22 protein-coding genes and 1 other RNA gene are annotated in these 22,330 nt (G+C 37.6%); 13 read left to right on the forward strand and 10 right to left on the reverse strand.

Features of this window, described 5'->3' with window-relative positions; genetic code table 11:
• Positions 1 to 2: 2 nt before the first annotated feature.
• The gene (locus ZA05_RS08750; protein WP_053991319.1) at positions 3 to 782 is read left to right on the forward strand and encodes a S1/P1 nuclease; all 780 of its coding nucleotides are present in this window, start codon (positions 3 to 5) and stop codon (positions 780 to 782) included.
• Positions 783 to 977: 195 nt separating this feature from the next.
• Here ZA05_RS08750 and lpdA read toward each other — a convergent pair whose 3' ends face one another.
• The 3 genes from lpdA to ZA05_RS08765 form a co-directional block, all read right to left on the reverse strand.
• Complete coding sequence (gene lpdA, locus ZA05_RS08755) at positions 978 to 2,378, reverse strand: dihydrolipoyl dehydrogenase (RefSeq protein ID WP_053991320.1); 1,401 nt, start codon at positions 2,376 to 2,378, stop codon at positions 978 to 980.
• Positions 2,379 to 2,507: 129 nt separating this feature from the next.
• Positions 2,508 to 3,134 (reverse strand): CPBP family intramembrane glutamic endopeptidase, encoded by a 627-nt coding sequence (locus ZA05_RS08760; RefSeq protein ID WP_053991321.1) that lies wholly within the window; start codon positions 3,132 to 3,134, stop codon positions 2,508 to 2,510.
• Between the two features lies 1 nt (position 3,135).
• A complete protein-coding gene (locus ZA05_RS08765) occupies positions 3,136 to 3,594 on the reverse strand; it encodes an Lrp/AsnC family transcriptional regulator (RefSeq protein WP_053991362.1) in 459 nt (152 codons plus the stop codon).
• Positions 3,595 to 3,753: 159 nt separating this feature from the next.
• Here ZA05_RS08765 and ZA05_RS08770 point away from each other — a divergent pair, with 159 nt between their 5' ends.
• Positions 3,754 to 4,977, forward strand: coding sequence for an aminotransferase class I/II-fold pyridoxal phosphate-dependent enzyme (locus ZA05_RS08770; RefSeq protein WP_053991322.1), 1,224 nt, complete (start codon positions 3,754 to 3,756; stop codon positions 4,975 to 4,977).
• Positions 4,978 to 5,037: 60 nt separating this feature from the next.
• Here ZA05_RS08770 and ZA05_RS08775 read toward each other — a convergent pair whose 3' ends face one another.
• Entirely contained in the window at positions 5,038 to 6,057 is a 1,020-nt protein-coding gene (locus ZA05_RS08775; RefSeq protein ID WP_053991323.1) for a metal-dependent hydrolase, read from the reverse strand.
• Positions 6,058 to 6,132: 75 nt separating this feature from the next.
• Here ZA05_RS08775 and nhaC point away from each other — a divergent pair, with 75 nt between their 5' ends.
• From nhaC to ZA05_RS08800, 5 genes are all read left to right on the forward strand, one after another.
• On the forward strand, positions 6,133 to 7,650 hold the full coding sequence (gene nhaC / locus ZA05_RS08780; protein WP_255350054.1) for a Na+/H+ antiporter NhaC: 1,518 nt from the start codon (positions 6,133 to 6,135) through the stop codon (positions 7,648 to 7,650).
• A gap of 145 nt (positions 7,651 to 7,795) precedes the next feature.
• Entirely contained in the window at positions 7,796 to 8,434 is a 639-nt protein-coding gene (locus ZA05_RS08785; RefSeq protein WP_053991325.1) for a peroxiredoxin, read from the forward strand.
• An 85-nt stretch (positions 8,435 to 8,519) separates the two neighbouring features.
• Positions 8,520 to 8,828, forward strand: coding sequence for a co-chaperone YbbN (locus tag ZA05_RS08790; protein WP_053991326.1), 309 nt, complete (start codon positions 8,520 to 8,522; stop codon positions 8,826 to 8,828).
• 28 nt (positions 8,829 to 8,856) lie between these two features.
• Entirely contained in the window at positions 8,857 to 9,114 is a 258-nt protein-coding gene (locus ZA05_RS08795) for a hypothetical protein (protein ID WP_053977621.1), read from the forward strand.
• 155 nt (positions 9,115 to 9,269) lie between these two features.
• Complete coding sequence (locus tag ZA05_RS08800) at positions 9,270 to 9,506, forward strand: putative signal transducing protein (protein ID WP_053991327.1); 237 nt, start codon at positions 9,270 to 9,272, stop codon at positions 9,504 to 9,506.
• 50 nt (positions 9,507 to 9,556) lie between these two features.
• Here ZA05_RS08800 and ZA05_RS08805 read toward each other — a convergent pair whose 3' ends face one another.
• Positions 9,557 to 11,182 (reverse strand): ABC-F family ATP-binding cassette domain-containing protein, encoded by a 1,626-nt coding sequence (locus ZA05_RS08805; RefSeq protein ID WP_053991363.1) that lies wholly within the window; start codon positions 11,180 to 11,182, stop codon positions 9,557 to 9,559.
• 219 nt (positions 11,183 to 11,401) lie between these two features.
• Between ZA05_RS08805 and ZA05_RS08810 the strand changes: the two genes are divergently transcribed.
• On the forward strand, positions 11,402 to 12,799 hold the full coding sequence (locus ZA05_RS08810) for a hypothetical protein (protein WP_197276074.1): 1,398 nt from the start codon (positions 11,402 to 11,404) through the stop codon (positions 12,797 to 12,799).
• 89 nt (positions 12,800 to 12,888) lie between these two features.
• Here ZA05_RS08810 and fsa read toward each other — a convergent pair whose 3' ends face one another.
• The 3 genes from fsa to ffs form a co-directional block, all read right to left on the reverse strand.
• Positions 12,889 to 13,542 (reverse strand): fructose-6-phosphate aldolase, encoded by a 654-nt coding sequence (gene fsa / locus ZA05_RS08815; protein WP_053991329.1) that lies wholly within the window; start codon positions 13,540 to 13,542, stop codon positions 12,889 to 12,891.
• A gap of 43 nt (positions 13,543 to 13,585) precedes the next feature.
• Positions 13,586 to 14,389: an SDR family oxidoreductase gene (locus ZA05_RS08820; protein WP_053991330.1), complete on the reverse strand. Its 804-nt coding sequence runs from the start codon at positions 14,387 to 14,389 to the stop codon at positions 13,586 to 13,588.
• A gap of 144 nt (positions 14,390 to 14,533) precedes the next feature.
• Positions 14,534 to 14,632: signal recognition particle sRNA small type (ffs, locus tag ZA05_RS18020), an RNA gene on the reverse strand.
• Positions 14,633 to 14,717: 85 nt separating this feature from the next.
• Here ffs and ZA05_RS08825 point away from each other — a divergent pair.
• From ZA05_RS08825 to ZA05_RS08845, 5 genes are all read left to right on the forward strand, one after another.
• A complete protein-coding gene (locus tag ZA05_RS08825; RefSeq protein ID WP_053991331.1) occupies positions 14,718 to 15,755 on the forward strand; it encodes a glutaminyl-peptide cyclotransferase in 1,038 nt (345 codons plus the stop codon).
• Between the two features lie 93 nt (positions 15,756 to 15,848).
• A complete protein-coding gene (locus tag ZA05_RS08830; protein ID WP_053991332.1) occupies positions 15,849 to 16,238 on the forward strand; it encodes a thioesterase family protein in 390 nt (129 codons plus the stop codon).
• A gap of 92 nt (positions 16,239 to 16,330) precedes the next feature.
• Positions 16,331 to 17,065, forward strand: a complete 735-nt coding sequence (locus tag ZA05_RS08835) for a carboxypeptidase-like regulatory domain-containing protein (protein WP_053991333.1) — start codon at positions 16,331 to 16,333, stop codon at positions 17,063 to 17,065.
• A 97-nt stretch (positions 17,066 to 17,162) separates the two neighbouring features.
• Positions 17,163 to 18,728: a hypothetical protein gene (locus tag ZA05_RS08840; RefSeq protein ID WP_053991334.1), complete on the forward strand. Its 1,566-nt coding sequence runs from the start codon at positions 17,163 to 17,165 to the stop codon at positions 18,726 to 18,728.
• A gap of 78 nt (positions 18,729 to 18,806) precedes the next feature.
• Complete coding sequence (locus ZA05_RS08845) at positions 18,807 to 19,184, forward strand: hypothetical protein (RefSeq protein WP_053991335.1); 378 nt, start codon at positions 18,807 to 18,809, stop codon at positions 19,182 to 19,184.
• A 4-nt stretch (positions 19,185 to 19,188) separates the two neighbouring features.
• Here ZA05_RS08845 and ZA05_RS08850 read toward each other — a convergent pair whose 3' ends face one another.
• Positions 19,189 to 20,934 carry an FG-GAP-like repeat-containing protein gene (locus tag ZA05_RS08850; RefSeq protein ID WP_082333728.1) on the reverse strand — a complete coding sequence of 582 codons (1,746 nt, stop codon included), beginning with the start codon at positions 20,932 to 20,934 and terminating at the stop codon, positions 19,189 to 19,191.
• A gap of 11 nt (positions 20,935 to 20,945) precedes the next feature.
• Positions 20,946 to 22,217, reverse strand: coding sequence for a serine hydroxymethyltransferase (gene glyA / locus ZA05_RS08855; RefSeq protein WP_053991364.1), 1,272 nt, complete (start codon positions 22,215 to 22,217; stop codon positions 20,946 to 20,948).
• Positions 22,218 to 22,330: the final 113 nt, after the last annotated feature.

Raw genomic sequence — 22,330 nt, forward strand, 5'->3', positions numbered from 1 at the left:
TTATGAAAGCAAGACTTACGCTCGTCATTTTTACCTTAGCCTTTCTTGTCCAACCTTTAAACGCCTCCTTAAAATGGGGCAAAACAGGACATAGGACCATTGGTGCTATTGCAGACCAATATTTAACGGGTAAGACGAAGCGTAACTTAAAAAAGATTCTAAACCACGAATCGCTTGCGTTCACGTCTACTTTTGCCGATGAAATTAAGTCTGATGAGCGTTACAATGAATTTTACTCGTGGCATTTTGTAAACATGGCATTGGATGAAACCTATGAAAATTCCACAAAAAATCCAGAAGGTGATTTAATAACAGGTATTGAACGTTGCAAAGAAGTGATTACGGATGAAAATGCTTCCATGGAAGACAAAGCCTTTTACCTAAAAATGTTGATTCACTTAATTGGCGACCTTCACCAACCACTTCATGTGGGCCGTGCCGAAGATCGTGGTGGCAATGATATTAAGGTACAATGGCAATTTAGAGACACCAACCTACATACGGTCTGGGACACTAAGATGATTGATGCTTATGACATGAGTTATTCTGAATTGGCCCAAAATGCCGATTACCTTACCAAAGACCAAGTAAAAGCTATTCAACAAGGTTCCATTATTGATTGGGCTCACGAATCGCAGCAATTGGCAAAATCAGTGTATGCTTCAGCGAACGAAGGCGATAATTTAAGATACAAATACTCCTACGAATATTTTGGAACCGTGCGTTCACAATTACAAAAAGGAGGTATTCGTTTAGCAAAAGTGTTGAATGACCTTTTCTAAGAAAGGATTCTAATTATACTTTTAACTCTACACCAACAAAAGACTTCAATAGTTTAATCAGTATAACTATTGAAGTTTTTCATTTCAAAACATCTGACAACTTACCAGAGCAAAATTAACAAACAAAAAGCGGTGCATCATTAAAATACACCGCTCATAAAAATTGGTAAACACTTAAATATGCTTAATGTGTAATTACACATGTAAAGCTCTATCTCCTGTAGCAGCCAAAGCCGCTTCTTTAATAGCTTCGGTAAAGGTCGGGTGAGCGTGAGACATACGCGAAACATCCTCAGCAGATGCTCTATATTCCATAGCAACCACTGCTTCTGCAATCATATCGGCTGCACGGGCTCCAACCATATGGACTCCTAAAATTTCGTCAGTATTTTTATCTGCCAAGATTTTTACAAATCCATCCAAATCCATACTGGCTCTACTTCTACCCAAAGCACGCATTGGGAATTGTCCAACTTTATAATCTACACCAGCTTCTTTCAATTGCTCTTCAGATTTTCCTACTGCAGCAACTTCTGGCCATGTATACACAACCCCTGGAATTAAATTATAATCGATATGTGGTTTTTGTCCGGCCAAAGTTTCGGCTACAAATACACCTTCTTCCTCTGCTTTATGGGCCAACATCGCTCCTTTTACAACATCTCCAATCGCGTAAATGTTGGAAGCTGATGTTTGTAAATGGTCGTTTACTTCAACTTGGCCTCTGTCATTCAACTTCACACCAGCAGCTTCAGCATTTAAACCATCGGTATAAGGACGACGTCCTACCGACACCAAACAATAATCACCTCTAAACTCTACTTCTTCTCCTTTTTTATTATCGGCTTTTACAATAACTTCATCACCAACACGCTCAACAGATTTTACTTTGTGAGAGGTATTGATTTTGAATTTTTGCTTCTTTAATACCTTGTTCAATTCTTTGGACAAACCACCATCCATAGTTGGGATGATACGGTCCATATACTCCACAACGCTTACTTCAGCACCTAAACGCTTGTATACTTGACCAAGCTCCAAACCAATAACACCACCACCAATAACGATTAGGTGTTTTGGAATTTCTTTCAATTTTAAAGCTTCGGTAGACGTAATAATACGCTCTTTGTCAATTTCAATAAATGGCAAACTTGAAGGCTTAGAACCAGTCGCAATAATTGTGTTCTTAGCTTCAATTTCTATGGTTTCCTTACCTGAAATGGTAATGTGTGTAGCATCTTTGAATGCGCCTACACCTTCGTAAACATCGATGTTGTTTTTCTTCATCAAGAAATCAATCCCTCCTGTAGTTTGATCTACTACAGATTGCTTGCGGGCAATCATTTTTTCCAAGTTCACTTTGATGTCTCCTGGAATTTCAATTCCGTGTTCTTCAAAATGTTTTACGGCATCTTCGTAGTGGTGAGACGAATCTAAAAGGGCTTTACTTGGAATACATCCTACATTAAGACAAGTTCCTCCAAGTGTTGAATATTTTTCTATGATAGCTGTTTTCATTCCCAATTGGGCACAGCGAATGGCCGCCACATACCCTCCAGGACCAGAGCCTATAACGGCTACATCGTATGAATTCATAAGGTTTTGTTTATTCGATTTTGTTAAAACGATTACAAAAGTACAAATGTTTTAGGTCACAACCATGAAAAAACAATCTGTTATGAAGTAGAATCCTCAATTATCCTTTTCTATTTAACACTATAGCTGTTAGGAAGGAAAACCAAGCATATCGCCCATGCCAACAGTAAACAACCAGCTTCCATAAATAGCGTGTTCAATGGACACCAATGTGGTTGATTTTGTTTTTAAAAACGTAAGCGCAAACAACAAACCGCCCAAAAAGGTCATAATGAGTACCAAGGTATTTTTAAACATTAAATGTGCCATTGAAAACACCAATGCGTTCAGAATAATGGACAGCCATTTACTTTTCATTAAATTTTGATACCTATTAAAATATAAGGTTCTATAAATAAGCTCTTGAGGATACACGGAAAATAGTGCGTATAAAAACAAAATCAACACCCAAAATTTGGGTCTGGACAACAAAACGCAAAACAAATTTCCCTTATCTGTAACATACACAAACAACGTAGTAAGCAATGCTATGATAAGAAATTTAGCAGAGGTAAGTTTCCAAAAAGTTTTCCATTTGATGGTTGGGGACAGTTTAAACCTTATATCTTCCACTTTCAGCAAAAGGTATACGACATACAAGAATCCGATACTTCCCAAAAATAGTTTAAGAACTGGAGGGTATTTCAATGCAAAACTTACCGGCAAAATCACGAAAATGATTAAAAATTCTAGCCACCTATAAGTTTTGGATTCCATTTTACACCGTAATAGCCGTAGTATGCTTTACTTCATTGATTACAAACATACTATGTGTACTCCCAATATGATTGATGGAAGTGAGTTTGTTTACCATAAATTTCCGAAAATCTTCCATATCCCGCACCATAACTTTCAATAAATAATCATAATCGCCACTAATATGGTAGCATTCCACTACCTCCTTCAAATTGGCAACCTCCTCTTCAAACTTCACAACGTAGTCGTGCGAATGCTGAATGAGTTTAATATGGCAAAAGGCCACAAAGCTCCTATCCACAGACTCTTTATTTAACAGCGCTACATACTTTTGTATCACGCCTTCTCGCTCCAATTTCTTGATCCGTTCGTATACCGCTGTCACGGACAAGTTAAGTTTATTGGAAAGTTCTTTATTGGTCTGCTTACTATCTGCCTGCAGTAATTTGAGGAGTTTTAAATCGGTATTATCCAAAGCCATGATTGAAAAAATTTCTAAAGGAAAAGCGAATTGACGCATCTAACTGTAAATTTAACCATAAATAACCAATATATCAGTTTTATTTTCCTAATAACCAAAATACCATTGACAATAATTCTATTAATTTAGAATTTTGAAGAGTAAACAAAAACTTTAACCATGGAATTCAAACCCGCAAACAACATACAAGACTTACAATATTTCGGAGAATTTGGAGGTGTCAACCCATCCATTTCAGACTCTTCAACCTACACCTTTTTATCGGCAAAGACCATGTTCGACACGTTTGAAGGCAATGCTGACGGCTGCTATTTATACTCACGCCACTCTTCGCCTTCCAACTTATATTTAGGTGAAGCGTTGGCTGCTATGGAAGGTACGGAAACTGCCAATGTCTCAGCCTCAGGAATGGGTGCCATCACTCCTGTATTGATGCAATTGTGTGGTGCAGGAGAACATATTGTTTCCAGCAGAACCATCTACGGAGGAACTTATGCTTTCTTAAAGAATTTTATGCCTCGCTTTAATGTATCCACTTCTTTTGTAGACATCACAAAATTGGATGTCGTTGAAGCAGCCATTACCGAACACACCAAAGTGCTTTACTGTGAAACCGTGAGCAATCCTCTTTTGGAAGTAGCTGATATTGAAGGTCTATCTGAAATTGCAAAACGCCACAATTTGACTTTGGTGGTAGACAATACGTTTTCACCTTTATCCATTAGCCCAATAAAATTAGGCGCTGATGTGGTAATCCACAGTCTTACAAAATTCATCAATGGTTCAAGTGATACTGTTGGTGGTGTTGTATGTGGTAGTCAAGAATTCATTGATGCGCTTCGTAATGTAAATGATGGCGCTTCCATGTTATTGGGACCAACTATGGACAGTCTTAGAGCATCTTCAGTGTTGAAAAATTTGAGAACCCTTCACATCCGTATGATGCAACACAGCCACAATGCCTCTTATTTAGCTGAAAAATTTGAAGCTGATGGTTTGAAAACTGTGTACCCAGGATTGGCATCGCACCCATCCCACGACTTGTTCAAAAGCATGATGAATGAAAAGTACGGTTTTGGAGGTATGTTGACTATAGATGTTGGTTCATTAGACAAAGCCAATGAATTAATGGAACTTATGCAGGAGCGCAACTTAGGGTATTTAGCCGTGAGCTTAGGATTCTACAAAACACTGTTTAGTGCACCGGGAAGCTCTACGTCTTCGGAAATCCCGGAAGATGAACAAGCCGAAATGGGACTTACCGATGGCCTGATCCGTTTTTCTATTGGTTTGGACGCGGATATCGAACGCACTTATAAGATGATGAGAGCTTGTATGGAAGAATTGGGCATCGTCAATAAAAAGGCTGAAGCAGTTATTTAAAACTTTATGCTAAACATTTAAAAGAACGCCTTTCAACAAAAATTGAAAGGCGTTTTTGTGTTAAATTCCCTTTATTCGTCTAAAAAACAATTCAAAATCTTCTCTCCCTGGTGCTTCCCCCTCAAAGGGTTTGATATCCCATCGCGTCCCTTTTTCCTCCAAATAAAAACTAAAAATAGAAGAATTGGGATCGTCGGGATTTAGCATAGGATACCGCAAGTCATCATATCTAATCTCTTTTTCTCTTTCCTTTATTAAATTAAAGTAACCATCACTAAACCAAGTTAATTTCTGGATATCAGGATGATTAACATCCAACAATTCATGTTGCTTTGGTAAAGTCATCACCCGCTTTACATGAGCATCTGTATCCAATAGCGAATAGTATCCCACATAATAACTACTGTCTGTTTCTGCTATACCATACCACAAAATGTTATTTAAAATAGTAGGTTGGGTTCTGAATCTTGAAAAAGAAATATTAGCATCCTTAAAGGACCTTTCAAAAACACTATTTATATATAATTTATTAACTAGGGTAAATAGCATGTATAAGGAACTAACACCTAACCCCAACCTAGTCCAAAAGAGTCGTTTGGGATTTGAACGCTTAAAACGCATTACCAACACCATGCACCCCAAAAACGGTAAGGTATAGGCGAAATCCACTACCGAAATATTATTGAACGCTACCCTATCGTCTGAAAACGGTTTGAACAATTGGGTTCCATAAGGTGTAAAACTATCCAATATTGGGTGTGTGAACAACGATATCCCAAAGAGCCAAAACCAATCTTTAAGCGAGGTTGTGTCCTTCCGCTTCCCTGTGTCATAAAGTTTGTAGACTAGCCAACCAAAAACAAAGGCCCCTATTAAGCAAAACAAAAAAGAATGCATAAACCCCCGATGGAACATCATGCTATCTATTTCATTATTATAGATAAATTTTCCAACATACACATCGAGATCTGGAATGGTACCACCAATGGCTCCGAACAACAAAGCTTTGTTTCCTATTTTTTTTCCAAGAGCCAATTCTCCGCAGGCAGCGCCTAATACAATTTGGGTTAATGAATCCATATAAATTTTTCAACTAAAGACAAATGTACACAACTGTTTCTATTTGCAGAATATCTTTCAAAATCGTAACATTACATCTCCAATACTAAAAGCAAGCCATACATGCAAAGCCAGGAAATAAAACCCACCAATCCCCAAGACGAACATATTGTGGAAAACCGAGAATTAAGCATATGGGAGGCCTTGATCCCTGTGTTTGCTTTGGTGATTATGCTTGGCTACAATGTTATTGAGGCCTTTGGTGATGATGCCCTTAGTGGAAGCAATCAGTTTATCCTTCTTTTAGGCGCTGCTGTAGCCGCCATTGTTGGCTACTTTAATAAAGTTTCCTTCAACCAAATGATGGAAGAAGTTGCTGAAAATATAAAGTCCACCTCGGGAGCCATTCTAATTTTACTTCTTGTAGGCTCCTTAGCTGGAACATGGCTTATCAGTGGTATCATTCCGTCCATGATTTATTACGGGCTTCAAATTTTAAGTCCTTCTATTTTTCTACCTGCCTGTGTCATCATTTGTGCCATTATATCTGTGGCTACAGGAAGTAGCTGGACCACTTCGGCAACCGTGGGGATCGCCCTTATAGGCATTGGAAATGCATTGGGCATCAACCCGGGAATGACGGCAGGAGCGGTAATTTCGGGGGCTTATTTTGGAGATAAAATGTCTCCTTTGAGCGACACTACCAATTTAGCTCCAGCTATGGCAGGAGGTGAACTATTCTCCCACATCAAATACATGATGTACACCACCATTCCCACCCTAATCATTACTTTGGTATTGTTTGTTATTATCAGTCTTTCTCTAGATGTAAAAGGAGATACCGATACCACAGAAATGTTAAGTGCTATAGACAGTGCCTTTCATATTTCGCCTTGGTTATTTTTGGTACCGGCATTAGTTATCTTTATGATTGTAAAGAAGACGCCTCCCTTACCTGCATTATTGGCAGGAACATTATTAGGCGGTGTTTTTGCCCTTATCTTTCAACCAGAAATCGTCAAACAAATCACAGGCGCTTCCGAACTTACCTTTCTATCTGCCTATAAAGGCATCATGACCGCCATTACTGTAGATACCTCCGTAACCACTAATAGTGCTGAACTAAACGACCTTTTCTCTTCCGGTGGTATGTATGGCATGTTGGGTACCATTTGGCTGATTCTTTGTGCCATGGTTTTTGGTGGTGTTATGGATGCCATTGGCGCCTTATCCAGAATCAGTAAAGCCGTATTGAACTTATTTGACTCTGTATTCGGGCTTTTTGCAAGTACCGTTATCAGCTGTATTGGATTAAACGCCCTTGCCAGCGACCAATATTTAGCTTTGGTAATTCCTGGAAGAATGTACAAAAAAGCGTTTGAAGACAAAGGATTGGCCCCGGAAAACCTAAGTCGCACCCTTGAGGACTCTGGTACAGTAACTTCGGTATTGGTACCTTGGAATACCTGTGGCGCTTACCAAAGTGGTGTGTTGGGCGTGGATACTTTATCTTATGCTGGCTATGCCTTCTTCAATTATTTAAGTCCGTTTACAACCTTATTTTATGCAGCCTTTAAAATTAAGATAAAGCAAATTTCAAAGGGTGATTTTTAGCAAATAACTAAAAACTATACTTTTAAATCACACCCATTGAATAAAGCTATTATTTAATAAATTTTTAAAATCATGCAACCCCATTAAACCTACATGAAGTAGTATATTTGCATCCAGAAAATTACTAACAATTAAATATACTATTATGGCATTTGTAGGAAAAAAATTTCCAAATTTAAACGTAGACGCAATGAACGAAATGGGTGACACCTATAAAATCAACGTTCTTGAAGAAGCGGTAAACAACAAGAAAAAAGTAGTTTTATTTTGGTACCCAAAAGACTTTACTTTTGTATGCCCTACTGAGTTGCACGCATTCCAAGCTGCTGTTGCTGAATTTGAAAAGCGTAACACTATTGTAATTGGAGCATCTTGCGACACTCCAGAAGTACACTTTGCATGGTTGAACACTGCAAAAGACAACGGAGGAATTGAAGGTGTTACTTACCCAATCTTGGCGGATTCTAACAGAAACCTTGCTTCTACCCTAGGAATCTTGGATATCACCAACGAAACTTACAACGAAGAAACCGGTGTTGTAACTGTTGAAGGTGACAACGTAACTTACAGAGCTACTTACATCATCGACGAAGAAGGAACTGTGCAACACGAGAGCATCAACAACATGCCATTAGGAAGAAACGTTGGTGAATACTTACGTTTAATCGATGCCTTAACTCACGTTCAAGAAAAAGGTGAAGTTTGTCCAGCAAACTGGGAAGAAGGTAAAGATGCTATGAACGCCAACAGAGATGGTGTTGCTAGCTACTTGGCTTCTCACTAATAAGAGCAACAACAAAATTTAAATCAAAGTGGGCCATGCCATTGGCCTGCTTTGATATCCTACTCACAATCATAAACTTTTCATTATGGTACAAGAATTAAATCAAGATAACTTACAGGACATCATCAACTCAAACGACACTGTTGTGGTACAATATTCAGCAACTTGGTGTGGTAACTGCCGAATCATGAAACCAAAATTCAAAAAATTGGCTTCAGAAAATGAAAACACGTCATTTGTAGTGGCAGATGCAGAGAAATTCCCAGAATCCAGAAAGTTGGCGAACGTAGATAACCTTCCTACTTTTGCAACCTTTAAAAATGGGGCGTTTGTAAACCAAGTACAAACCAACAAGTTTGAGGTTTTGCAAGGCCTAGTATCGGAAGTCGTTTAAAGCATTATTTGCAAAAAATCTATAAGCAATGAAATTACCTGTAATTAAGCATTTAACAGAATTTATAGAGGAAAACGACGAGGACTTCGTAATTGAAGCCATCGAAACCCTTGAAGCCCTTACAGAGGTTCCTTCTCTTAAGGATGAAGAATTGGACGTTATTGGCGAGTTGATCTCCAACATGTATGGAGCCGTTGAAGTCCACAAATTGATTAAGGAAGGTACTCCTAAAAAAGAAGCCCTAAATGGCTTTATGAAACGTGTGCTAGGATCTATTGACAAGTAACCCTGTCGATAAACAGCATAGTAAAAGCCTTTGAAAGCAGGTATTTCAAAGGCTTTTTCATTTTTTACCAGCATCTATACATCCTGTAAATCTTAAAAAATTCTCCACTCAATAACTCAATTTTTCGTATCTTAAGTACATAAAATTCACTTACAATGGGCGAAGACAACTACATAAAAATTTTCTCAGGCAACTTTATCATGGTACAGCTCATGATAACAAGGCTTGAAGAGATTGGGATTGAACCTATCATTAAAGACGAGTCTGAATCTGGTAGATTAGCTGGCTTTGGTTCTTCCATACAGGGGTTCCAGGAACTTTACGTTCATAAGGACGAGTTGGACAAAGCGGTTCCGGTAGTGGAATCTGTAAGGTCTGAAATGCAAGCATAAAAAAAGCCTGAGATATTTCTCAGGCTTTTTAATATTTTCAAATTGAAAGTCTATGCTTCCACAGCATACATTTTTTCTCTTTGCTCTTTAATTTTCTTATCACTCATGTACTCATCAAACGTTAAGTATCTATCGATAATTCCATTTGGAGTCAACTCAATCACTCTGTTTGCTACCGTTTGGGCAAACTCGTGATCATGTGTTGTGAACAATACCGTTCCTTTAAAGTTTTTAAGGGAGTTGTTGAAAGCCGTGATACTCTCCAAATCCAAGTGGTTTGTAGGCTCATCAAGCATCAAAACGTTGGCTCTCATCATCATCATTCTACTCAACATACAACGTACTTTTTCACCTCCAGACAATACATCGGCAGTTTTCAAGGCCTCTTCCCCACTAAAGATCATTTTCCCAAGGAATCCTCTTATGTATACCTCTTCACGCTCCTCTTCTGTTGTTGCCCATTGGCGTAACCAATCTACCAAACTTAATTTGTTCTCAAAATACTCACTGTTATCCAACGGCAAATACGATTGAGAGGTGGTAACTCCCCAAGAATAGCTTCCTGAATCGGCTTCCATCTTCCCATTAATAATTTGGTAAAATGCCGTAGTAGCTCTGGAATCCTTGGAATACACCACAATCTTATCTCCTTTGGCCAAATTGATGTCTACATTCTGAAACAACAAATCGCCATCCAACGAGGCAGAAAGGTTTTCAATATTTAGAATTTGATCCCCCGCTTCTCTATCGCGTTCAAAAATAATAGCCGGATAACGTCTACTAGACGGCTTAATTTCTGAAATATTCAGCTTGTCAATCATTTTCTTTCTACTGGTAGCCTGCTTGGATTTGGCAACGTTGGCAGAAAAACGACGGATAAACTCTTCCAATTCCTTTTTCTTTTCTTCAGCTTTCTTGTTTTGCTGTGCTCTTTGTCTTGCCGCTAACTGCGAAGACTCATACCAGAATGTATAGTTTCCTGAATAGTGGGTAATTTTTCCAAAATCGATATCTGAAATATGGGTACAAACCGCATCCAAAAAGTGACGGTCGTGAGATACCACAATCACACAGTTGTTATAATCTGCCAAGAAGTTTTCCAACCAAGAAATAGTTTCATAATCCAGGTCGTTGGTAGGCTCATCCATGATCAATACATCTGGATTTCCAAAAAGCGCTTGCGCCAAAAGCACACGTACCTTTTGCTTACCATCCAAATCCTTCATCAACATGTAATGCAAATCTTCCTTGATTCCCAAGTTTGAAAGCATGGCAGCTGCATCACTATCGGCATTCCAACCATTCATTTCTTCAAACTGTACTTGAAGCTCCCCTATCTTTTCCGCATTCTCATCGGTGTAATCTGCATACAAAGCATCAATTTGGGTTTTAAGCTCATACAATGGCTTGTTCCCCATAATGATGGTTTCCAAAACCGTATGTTCATCATACAGGTTGTGGTTCTGCTCCAGCACGCTCATACGTTTTCCCGGCTCTAAATGTACATGTCCAGAGGTAGGATCCATTTTACCTGCCAAAATCTTTAAAAACGTAGACTTTCCCGCTCCGTTTGCTCCAATAATACCGTAACAGTTCCCTTGGGCAAAAGTTGTGTTCACCTCATCGAAGAGAATTCGTTTACCAAACTGAACTGAAAGATTAGACACTGATAGCATAATAATTTGTTTTAATTTTTTGCAAAAGTAGACAAATGAATCCACAAGATGAAACATCTATTCTATTTTTGACAGCACAATTCCATTGAAAGCCTTATACTACATAACTTTTAACAACGCCTTAACAAGAGGTCTAGATTTGTTAGTCTATTTTTGTTTATAACCGAAAGCAACCTACAATAAGGAATCTCTATGAAGTTTTACATCATACCCCTAATAATGTCTGTGTTTGTATCGGGATGTATGGATACCACATATGCTCCCGAAGACCATGCTTATTTTGGGGGTGAAATTATCAATCCTAAAAACAATTATGTAACACTTCACTTAGCGGAAGACCAGGTAGATACTTTATTTCTTGATGAAGAAAATAGGTTTTTCAAAAAAATAGATGACGTAAAATCTGGCTTATATGCCTTTTTACACGGTGGTGAATATCAGCTGGTACTATTGGAGCCTCAAGACAGTGTCATGCTTAGGTTGAACACTTTAGATTTTGACGAATCCTTGGTATTCACAGGAATTGGATCAAAAAAGAACAACTACCTTATTAAATCCTTTTTACAGGATGAAAGTGAGGACAAAAAGAAATCTACTTTATTTAAAATGTCCCCAGAAGAGTTTGAAGACTATCTAAACTCTAAGCGAGAAGAAAAGAAGGAACATCTCTCTCTCTTTTTGGAAAAATATCCTTCTTCTGAGTTCTTTAAAAACATTGCCGAAGCCAATATAGATTATAACAATTATTATTACAGGGAAGTCTACCCTTTTGGTTATTATGGTGATAGTAAATTAGTTCACTTCAAAGATTTACCAGAGCATTTCTACGATTTTAGAAAGGACATTAACTATAATTTTGAAGCCTTAAGGGAATATGCCACCTACAATCGCTTTTTAATTGCTCATTTCAATAACCTAGCCCTTGATGAGTATTACAAAAACACAGACCAGCATTTGTACTTTGACAGACAATCTTTAAAATACAACCTCAAAAAGTTAGAACTCATAGACAGTCTTGTAAACGTCGATGCCATTAAAAATTACTTGTTGAAAGTAAATATCAGGGAATCTATTTATATGAATGACGATCTTGATGAGACAAAGCAGTTGTTGGCCTCCTATCTGGAAAAATCCACCAGCGAAATTGACAAAAAAGACGTAAATAACCTCGTTACCCGATTAAACAGGCTTAAACCCGGAGAACCAATCCCCGATGTTACTTTGGTAAATGTAATGGACGAGCCACAAAACCTGAAATCACTTATTGACAAACCTACCGTTATTTACTTTTGGTCTTCCAACTTTGACTTAAATCACAAAAACCTGTATTACCGTACCAAAAAACTGAAGGACAGATATCCAGACTTGAATGTTATTGCCATCAATATCAACGATGAAAATAAAATGTACTGGAAAAACACCCTGAAACGCAATAAGTTTTCAACTCAAAACGAATATCGTTTTGAAAATTTAGGAGAAGGCATGAAAACATTAGTTATCAACTCAGTATATACTATTCTATTAGTGGATTCTTCTGGGCACATTATCTCTTCAAAAAACAGCTTATACAGTAAAGAGTTTGAAAATAATTTTGAAAAACTAATTGCTCAAAAATAACAGACAACAGGTTTTAAAAATAACCGCAAATAAAAAGCTCCTAAAACACATTAGGAGCTTTTTATTTATCTATGGGAAGATTATTCTATTTAGTTTCCTTTTTTATAGTCAGCTAAAAACTTCTCAAGACCTATATCAGTCAATGGGTGGTTCAACAAACCTGTAATAGCGCTCAATGGGCCAGTCATTACATCTGCACCAAGTTTAGCACAGTCAATTACGTGCATTGTGTGACGTACAGAAGCTGCTAAAATTTCAGTTTCGAAACCGTAGTTGTCAAAAATTTGACGGATTTCAGAAATAAGATTTAAACCATCTGTAGAGATATCATCCAAACGTCCAATAAATGGAGACACATAAGTCGCCCCTGCTTTAGCAGCCAATAATGCTTGGCCTGGAGAGAATACCAAAGTTACGTTTGTTTTAATTCCTTTATCGCTAAAGTACTTACAAGCCTTGATACCATCTTTAATCATAGGCAATTTAATCACGATTTGGTCGTGCAACTCAGCTAAAGCCTCACCTTCTCTAACCATTCCTTCAAAATCTGTAGAAATTACCTCGGCACTTACATCACCATCAACAATATTGCAGATATCCACATAGTGCTTCATAATGTTGTCAACTCCAGTAATACCTTCCTTGGCCATTAATGAAGGGTTGGTTGTTACACCATCCAAAATACCTAATTCCTGTGCCTCTCTAATTTGATCTAAATTAGCTGTGTCTATAAAAAATTTCATGTTTATTGTTTATTTAAAGTTGATTATTAAATCTCTCGCAAAATTACAATTTATAATGATTTAGCAGTAGTTTTTCGTAAACTTTATCAGGCAAAATTCGCTTTAAAACGATAGAAAACTTCTGCATAAATTCCCCGACTTTATAATGGATTTTAGGATTGGGATTTTCTATGATTTTATGGATGGCTTTAGCCATAAGCATCGGGTCTTTTCCTTCATCAACATGAGCATCCATCAATTTTAAAGTATTACCATATGGATCCTTATATGGTGAGTCCTCCAAAACTGGAGCATGATATCTTCCGGCAGCAATGTTGGTGGCAAAATCACCTGGAGCCACATTGGTCATTTTAATGTTAAAACCTTTAAGCTCCATCCTAAAGGCCTCTGTAACCAATTCCAAAGCACCTTTACTGGCACTGTAAATGCCTCGGTAAGGCAATCCCATATAGCCCGCAATGGAGGTTACATTAACAATCAACCCCGAATTTTGGCTACGCATATGCGGCAATACCGCCTTAATCACATTAATTGGACCAAAAAAATTGGTTTCAAAATTGCGTTTGATCTCCGTATCTGGGATTTCCTCTATAGGCCCAGTAATACCTGCTCCAGCATTGTTAATTAGGACATCCAGTTTCCCTGATCTTTCAACCACAAAGGCAACCGCTTTGGAAATTGTTTCCTGTTTGGACACATCCAATGCAATTAAAGGAAACTTACTATTGGTATATTTATCGGGATTTCGGCTGGTACCATACACCTTATACCCCTTTGCGGTTAAAAATTCTCCTATGGATTTACCGATTCCGGAAGAGCCTCCGGTAATGAGTACAACTTTAGACATTATTATATTATAAAACTTAGGGCGTAAAAATAAGAATGAATTTGGTAAGCGCACAAAACAAAAAGGATTTGTTACAAAAGCGTAACAAATCCTTCTATTTGTATCACCTTTTTCAGGTAAAAAAGGTTCAGTTTATGCCATAAAAAAAGGCAAGCTACCTACATCACACCGCTACGACCGCTTACCTTTGCTGCGTTCCCGCCCTGGAGGATTCAGCAGGAGCTGGTTGTGTAGGACTTGCCGCTGCAAAGATACAATCTTTTAATAGTTCTGCAATGATTTTTTAAACTGAATTTTATTAGATAAATTGCCTTAAAAACACATTAAAATGACAGCCATCTATAAACTTTTATCAATCACCATTTTAGCTTTCACATTATGGTCTTGCGGCAGCAATTCTGAAACGAAAAAAAATAATTTTTCTATTAAAACTAGTGCCAAAAAGAACATAATTACTCTAGGAGAGCCCCTAAAACTGTCAATAAAAAATCCAAAAAACGTTGCAATAACTTCTGTAAGCTACAAATTGGGGGATCAAACCATCCCTAATGAATTTAAAGTGGAAGATGTAAAACTTGGCGTTCAAAAAATAACCGCCTCCATAACTACAGAAGACGGAACGGATGAAGTTTCTACACGAATCACCATTTTAAACAACCAAAAACCCAAGTTATATACCTTTAATATCATCAACGAATATCCTCACGATATTACCTCCTACACCCAAGGACTAGAGTTTCATGATGGCTACCTTTATGAAAGTACTGGGCAATACAACGAATCTAAATTGCGAAAAGTAGACTATAAAACAGGGGAAGTATTGCAAAACACCGATTTAGAAAGACAGTACTTCGGTGAAGGCATGACCATTATGAATGACAAAATCTATCAATTGACCTGGCGTGAAAATACCGGTTTTGTATATCAATTGGATTCTTTTGAAAAAATAAGCACCTTCACTTATGGCCAGAGCAAAGAAGGTTGGGGATTATGTAATGACAGTGAGGTAATTTATAAAAGTGACGGTACCGAAAACATCTGGATACTGGATCCTAATACACTTCAGGAGAAAGACCACATTCAAGTGTATAGAGATAAAGGAAAAATAATCAACCTTAACGAATTGGAATGGATTGATGGAAAAATCTACGCCAACAATTACCAATATAACGGTGTTACCATCATCAACCCAGAAAACGGCGCTGTAGAAGGTGTCATCGACTTCTCCCCGCTTCACAAAAAAGTCAAACAACACCCAGGCCTTGATGTACTAAACGGGATTGCTTATAATCCCGAGACAAAGACACTTTTTGTAACAGGAAAACGTTGGAACAAATTATTTGAGGTAGAAATCATTGAAAAGTAAGGACAAATTCCTTTAGATCTTTCATCGATAAACGCTAATATATTTTCAAGAGCTAGCAATAAAGGCTACTTTTGCGCTCAAACAAATTGAGCCATGGAAACCTTTGAAACCATAATTACCGTAACGGAAGATGATTTGGACCAACTAAACCACGTCAACAACGTTAGGTACGTACAATGGGTTCAAGATGTTGCCTCCCAACATTGGGACCTAGGCGCTACTCAAGATATAAAAGACCAGTATTTTTGGGTGCTTGTAAAACACACCATAGAATATAAACTACCTGCCTTTTTAGGCGAATCCATTAGGTTAAAAACCTATATTGCCAAAACCGAAGGCGTCATCTCCACAAGGATTGTAGAGATTTATAACAATACAACCTCCAAGCTCCTAGTAACTTCAGAAGCCAATTGGTGTTTGATTTCCAAAAGTACCAATCGCCCTTGCAGAATAACTGCAGAAATTGAAAACCTCTTTACTTAAACAAAGGTTAAAACCACTGTTAAAGTTTCTTAAGAAGGCATTTTCCTACTTAACTATTCTCTTATTTTGATTGAAAACCAACCAATCAAAATATGTTCAGAATCTTTGTTCTTATTTGTATTCTTTCCTCCAACCTTGCTTCTTCCCAAACCTTAAAAGGCAAAGTATACGATGCTGAAACCACTGTAAAAGGAGCCAAAATCATAAACAAAAGCGAAAATCGCTTTACTTATTCGGATGACAACGGTGACTTTAGCCTGACTGCTTCTGTAGGAGACAGCATAGCGGTTCATTCTTTATTCCATGAAAGTCAGCAACTGGTTTTAAAACCCAATGATTTTAAAGAGACTGTAGTCATTGAACTAAAGAAAATCACCAATACCTTAGATGAAGTTATCCTGATTGACGAAAGGGAAAAGGTATTTGACTCTACAAAGTTTCAATCTAGTCTCCATAAACAATTACAAACTGAGGAAAACAACTTTCCATTTACCTATAGCGATTCTTACACTCCGACTATAGATTTAATTAAACTAGGTAAACTTGTTGTCGAATTATTCAAACGAAAAGAAGTTGACACCTCACTTCTATATGCTTCTTATGAGGATTTCGACACACTATTTTCCACTAACGCCTACTTTAACGACGAGTTCATAAAAAGTGAACTACATATTCCAATAGAACAGAAATACCTATTTCTGGAATATCTGTCTGCTCAAAACATTCCCAAATCACTGCTGAATGGCAATAATAATTTTTTCCTTTTGGATAACTTGTTAAAACACGGCGAAAGCTTTTCCAAACTATTACAGGAAACCAAACCTTAACTTAAAAGGCAACAACTCTAAAATACTTTCGTTGATACTACGCATTCGTGCAAAAAATCATACTTTTATCCCTCAAAAGCACCACAGTATTTTATCTATGAAGAAACTAGGCTACTTTATTTTTGCGCTATCAATTTTAATGACCTGGAGTTCCTGCAGAAACGATTTTGATTTCGAACCAAGTACAGGACAATTACAATTTTCCAAAGACACCGTATATCTTGATACCGTTTTCACAAATATTGGCTCAAGCACCTACAACCTTAAGGTATACAACAGAAGCTCTAAAGACATTGTCATCCCTACATTGCGTTTAGGCCAAGGGGAAAGCTCCAATTACCGCTTGAATGTTGACGGCCTTTCCGGAAAGGAGTTTCAGGATGTAGAATTATTGGCAAAAGACAGTATGTACATTTTTATAGAAACTACTGTAGACATAGAGACCCTTGCGGCAACAAATAACCAATTTCTATACACCGATGCCATAGAATTTGACAGCGGCAACAATTTTCAAAAAGTAGAATTGGTTACCCTTATACAAGATGCGGTTTTTATCTATCCTAGTAAAGATGAAACTACCGGGATAGTTGAAACACTAATGTTTGATGTGGATGGCGATGGTATTGATGACGAAACCAACCTTCAAGGGCGCTTTTTAACCGATGAAGAATTGACCTTTACAAACGAAAAACCCTATGTTATTTACGGTTACGCAGGAGTAAACAGTGGTAAAACGCTTACTGTTGAAGCAGGCGCACGCGTGCACTTTCATGCCAATTCGGGCTTATTGGTAACTAACAATGCTTCTTTGCAAATAAATGGAGCCTTCAGTAATGATCAGGAACTTTTGGAAAACGAAGTGATTTTTCAAGGGGATCGTTTAGAACCTTTATATGAAGATGTTCCTGGACAATGGGGAACAATTTGGCTATACAACGGAAGCACCAATAACTCCATAAATTACGCCACTATAAAAAATGCAACCATCGGTATTTTAAGTGAAGGGAATCAATATGAAGAGAACAACAAACTAAACCTCGCAAATACTCAAATTTACAACTCCAGTAACTTTGGTGTTTTAGGTCGTGCCACTTCAATCGGCGCCCAAAATGTGGTTATCAATAACTCGGGGCAATCCTCTTTTGCTGGCACTTATGGTGGCAAATACAATTTTACGCATTGTACAATTGCCAATTATTGGGGCAACAGTTTTAGGCAATTTCCTTCTGTGCTAATTAATAATTATGTAGTTGATGAGGAACAAAATATCTACACCAACGACTTGGATGAAGCCAACTTCAACAATTGCATAATCTATGGCAATGACAACCCTGAATTTCTTTTGGACCAAGAGGAAAGTGGCGAAGTCTTCAATTTTAAGTTCACCAACTGTTTGTTAAGATTTCAGGATAACACGAACTTCTTTTCTGGTGACAACTATGATTTTGAAAACGCACTATTTTACGAGAACAATATCTTTAATGAATCCCCTGACTTTAGAGCACCTTTTGAAAACGATTTGATTATTGGTGACGATTCTGCAGCAAACAACCAGGGTAATGGATTTTATGCCAACCAAGTGCCAACAGACCTATTGAACAATGACAGGACTAGCGCTCCGGATTTAGGTGCATATCAACACATTACATTTGAAGAAAATTAAGATTAGTTTCCTAAATGCGTATTTAGGTAATTAAAATTTAAGTAATTTTATAACACAACTATTAATCTGGGTTCTGTTATGACTTATCTTATTTTTGAAATTGCCTGTATCTGTGCGGGCCTCATGCTAGCGGTAACAACTTTGGACCGCTTGGATGGAAAAAGTAACTTTTTTTTGAATGTTGCCGCCAAATTACAACCGTTAAGTCCTATCATTGGAGTACTGACCTTAGCCATTGGCATCATATTCATTTTTAAATTCAATTGCATTATTTTTGCTCTTGTAGGTATTGCATGTGGTATCTTATTACTTCCTCAGCAACTTTCAAAAGTCCCTGGCATAGGAGATTCACTCTTCAAACTATCCCAAAAAATAAACCCCTATAAAGTACTCATCGGTGATGCTGCACTTATACTAGGGGTTTTAAGCTTATTTAATATGAATCCGTTCTGCTAAAAGATCATTTCAATTCTATTTTTTTGGTAACAACTCCAGATTCATTGGAAATTTTAAAATAATAAATACCTTTTGGTATACTTGTAAAGTCAATTGTATTAGAACCGCTTTGAAGCTCCCGTTCATATACGTTTTGCCCCAATATATTATATACCATCAAATCAGACTCAGCTTCTACACCTGATATCATGATTGTTCCCGTAGATGGATTGGGATAAATACTCACCTTGCCTAATACTCTGTCATCGAGCCCTAACGTACTACCCTCTACAACTTCTAAAGTTTGGTTAGGCGTTACATCATTATAAATATCTATTGTACCGCTTGACCAAGTAATCTGGACATAGTCAATATTGGAAGCATTTCCAAGCCCAAAAAATTCAGTGTTGGAATTTTGGCTTAAATAACTTTCACCCAAAGCCACGTAACGATACTGCACTTTACCATCCGCTAAAATTTCTATTTTAGAACCGATACCATCCTTATTGGAAGTAACACCTTCCAGTTTAACCTTAAGATATCCATTTGAAGTGGTTGTCTGATTTTCCCATAAAAAAGGTAAGGCATTATCATTTATCACTACCATATCCGGTTTACCATCATTGTTGAAATCTCCCAAAGCATTACCATAACTATTTTGGCTATCCGTTTCAAACCCGATACCCTCGGGAATGGTACAGGTATCATTACCATTATTGTGGTAAAAAGCAGAAGGCAAATATGAAGGTTGTGTAGCCGTATAGAATCCACTTACATACAGATCGTTGTGGGTATCCAAATCAGCATCCAAAAACAATGCGCCCCACCCAAAACTATTGAAAGTCGTGCCTGTTGCACCTGCCACATTAGTGAAGGTTTCATCTCCGTTATTACTCAACAGTGCATTACCTACTGGGTCTGAAACAGGGCTGCTGGTATTTGTAATGTAAATATCCATCCAACCATCATTATCGAAGTCTTCAACCGTTGCAGACATAGCATCCATGCCCACATCTCCTCCACTACCCGCACTGATATCTGAAAATGTCCCATCCCCATTGTTTTTCATGAAATAGTTGTCATAAAAGGTTCGGTCATTATTGATGTAAATATCCTGCCAACCATCATTATTGAAATCGCAAAAAATAGCATTTAAACACAAAACCGGGTCCAAATCTCCAATTCCTGAAGTCTCAGTTACATTTGTAAATGTTCCATCACCTTCATTATGGTACAATTGATTATAAATCTCGTTTGTAAAATCATATTTGCAAATCATGACATCCAAAAAGCCATCCTTATCATAATCTCCCCAGGCACATCCAGTTGACAATGGACTATTACTATCTAAACCAGAAACACCGGTAACATCAATAAAAGTCATATCCCCTTGGTTTTGATAAAGTTTATTGAGCCCTAAATTACTGGTCACAAAAAAATCCTTATCACCATCATTGTCATAATCTACCCAAATAGGGTGTTTGGTGTTGTAATTAGGATCAACTATATCAAAAGTCACTTGGGTAAAGATTCCCTCATTATTCTGAAAGAACAATACAGAACTATCTGTAGCCGAGGTAAAAGTAAGGTCATCCCAGCCATCTCCATTAAAATCACAAAAAGAAACACCTCCTCCTTCAGAGAGGAGATCTATAGTAATATCAAGTCCTTTGGACGAAGCTACATCTTCAAATTGCAATTGGGCATTTAGCCGAGGTGAAACAAAAAGTAACCCCACCGCACAAACGAATGCTATTAATCGTGTCGCCATAGAGTAATTGTTTAATTAAACAAAGCTCTATCCTTCATCATGTTGTTCACTTTAACAGCGACTTCTTCCAGCACAGTTTCGTTTTCATAATTTGTAATAACCTCGTCTATCAAGGTTACGATGGATTCCATATCAGCTTCTTTTAAACCTCTTGTGGTTATAGCCGCTGCCCCTATTCTAATTCCTGAAGTAACAAAAGGAGACTTATCATCAAAAGGCACCATATTCTTGTTTACAGTAATATCAGCTTTTACCAAAGCTTCCTCTGCCTCTTTTCCTGTTATGTTCTTATTGCGAAGATCGATCAACATCATATGGTTATCAGTCCCTCCGGAAATGATATTATAGCCTTTAGCCACAAAAGCCTCAGCCATAGCTGCAGCGTTCTTCTTCACCTGCAATACATAATGCATAAAATCATCGGTAAGTGCTTCTCCAAAAGCAATTGCTTTGGCCGCAATGATATGTTCTAATGGTCCTCCTTGGTTTCCTGGGAATACCGCAGAATCCAATAATGAAGACATTTTTCTAAGATTTCCATTTTTCAACTTTAATCCAAATGGATTGTCAAAATCCTCTCCCATTAAAATCATCCCCCCTCTAGGTCCTCTAAGAGTTTTGTGAGTTGTCGTAGTTACAATATGACAGTGAGGAATTGGATCGTTCAGGATTCCTTTGGCAATCAAACCTGCAGGATGCGAAATATCGGCCATTAAAATAGCTCCCACGCTATCAGCGATTTCGCGGAACTTTTTAAAGTCCATATCACGGGAATAAGCAGAAGCTCCCGCTATAATAAGTTTAGGCTGTTCTTTAGTAGCAACCTCTTGGATTTTATCGTAGTTTAAAACTCCAGTTTCTTGATCTACTCCATAAAACACAGGATTGTATAATTTTCCTGAAAAATTCACTGGAGATCCATGTGTTAAGTGTCCTCCATGAGATAAATCGAAACCTAATATTTTGTCTCCAGGCTTCAAACAAGCTGCAAAAACCGCAGTGTTTGCTTGACTTCCAGAGTGTGGTTGCACGTTCGCGTAAGCTGCACCAAACAATGTTTTGGCACGGTCTATGGCAATTTGCTCTATTTGATCAACCACTTCACACCCTCCGTAATAACGTTTTCCCGGGTATCCTTCGGCATATTTATTGGTCAATACAGAACCTGCAGCTTCCATTACCTGTTCACTTACAAAATTCTCGGAGGCAATTAACTCCAAACCTTCCAATTGTCTTTCTCTTTCGTCTTCTATGAGCTCAAAAATTTGTTGATCACGTAGCATAAAAATTAGTTTAGTTAAAAATTTATCAAAAATAATAAATCCCATGAGTATAGAAGTTCAAAAAACAGATATTTACCGCCTTAGCCTCTAATTTTTATTAACCCTTAGAAATC

Source organism: Mangrovimonas sp. TPBH4 (assembly GCF_001280505.1).
Taxonomy (GTDB): Bacteria; Bacteroidota; Bacteroidia; order Flavobacteriales; family Flavobacteriaceae; genus Mangrovimonas_A.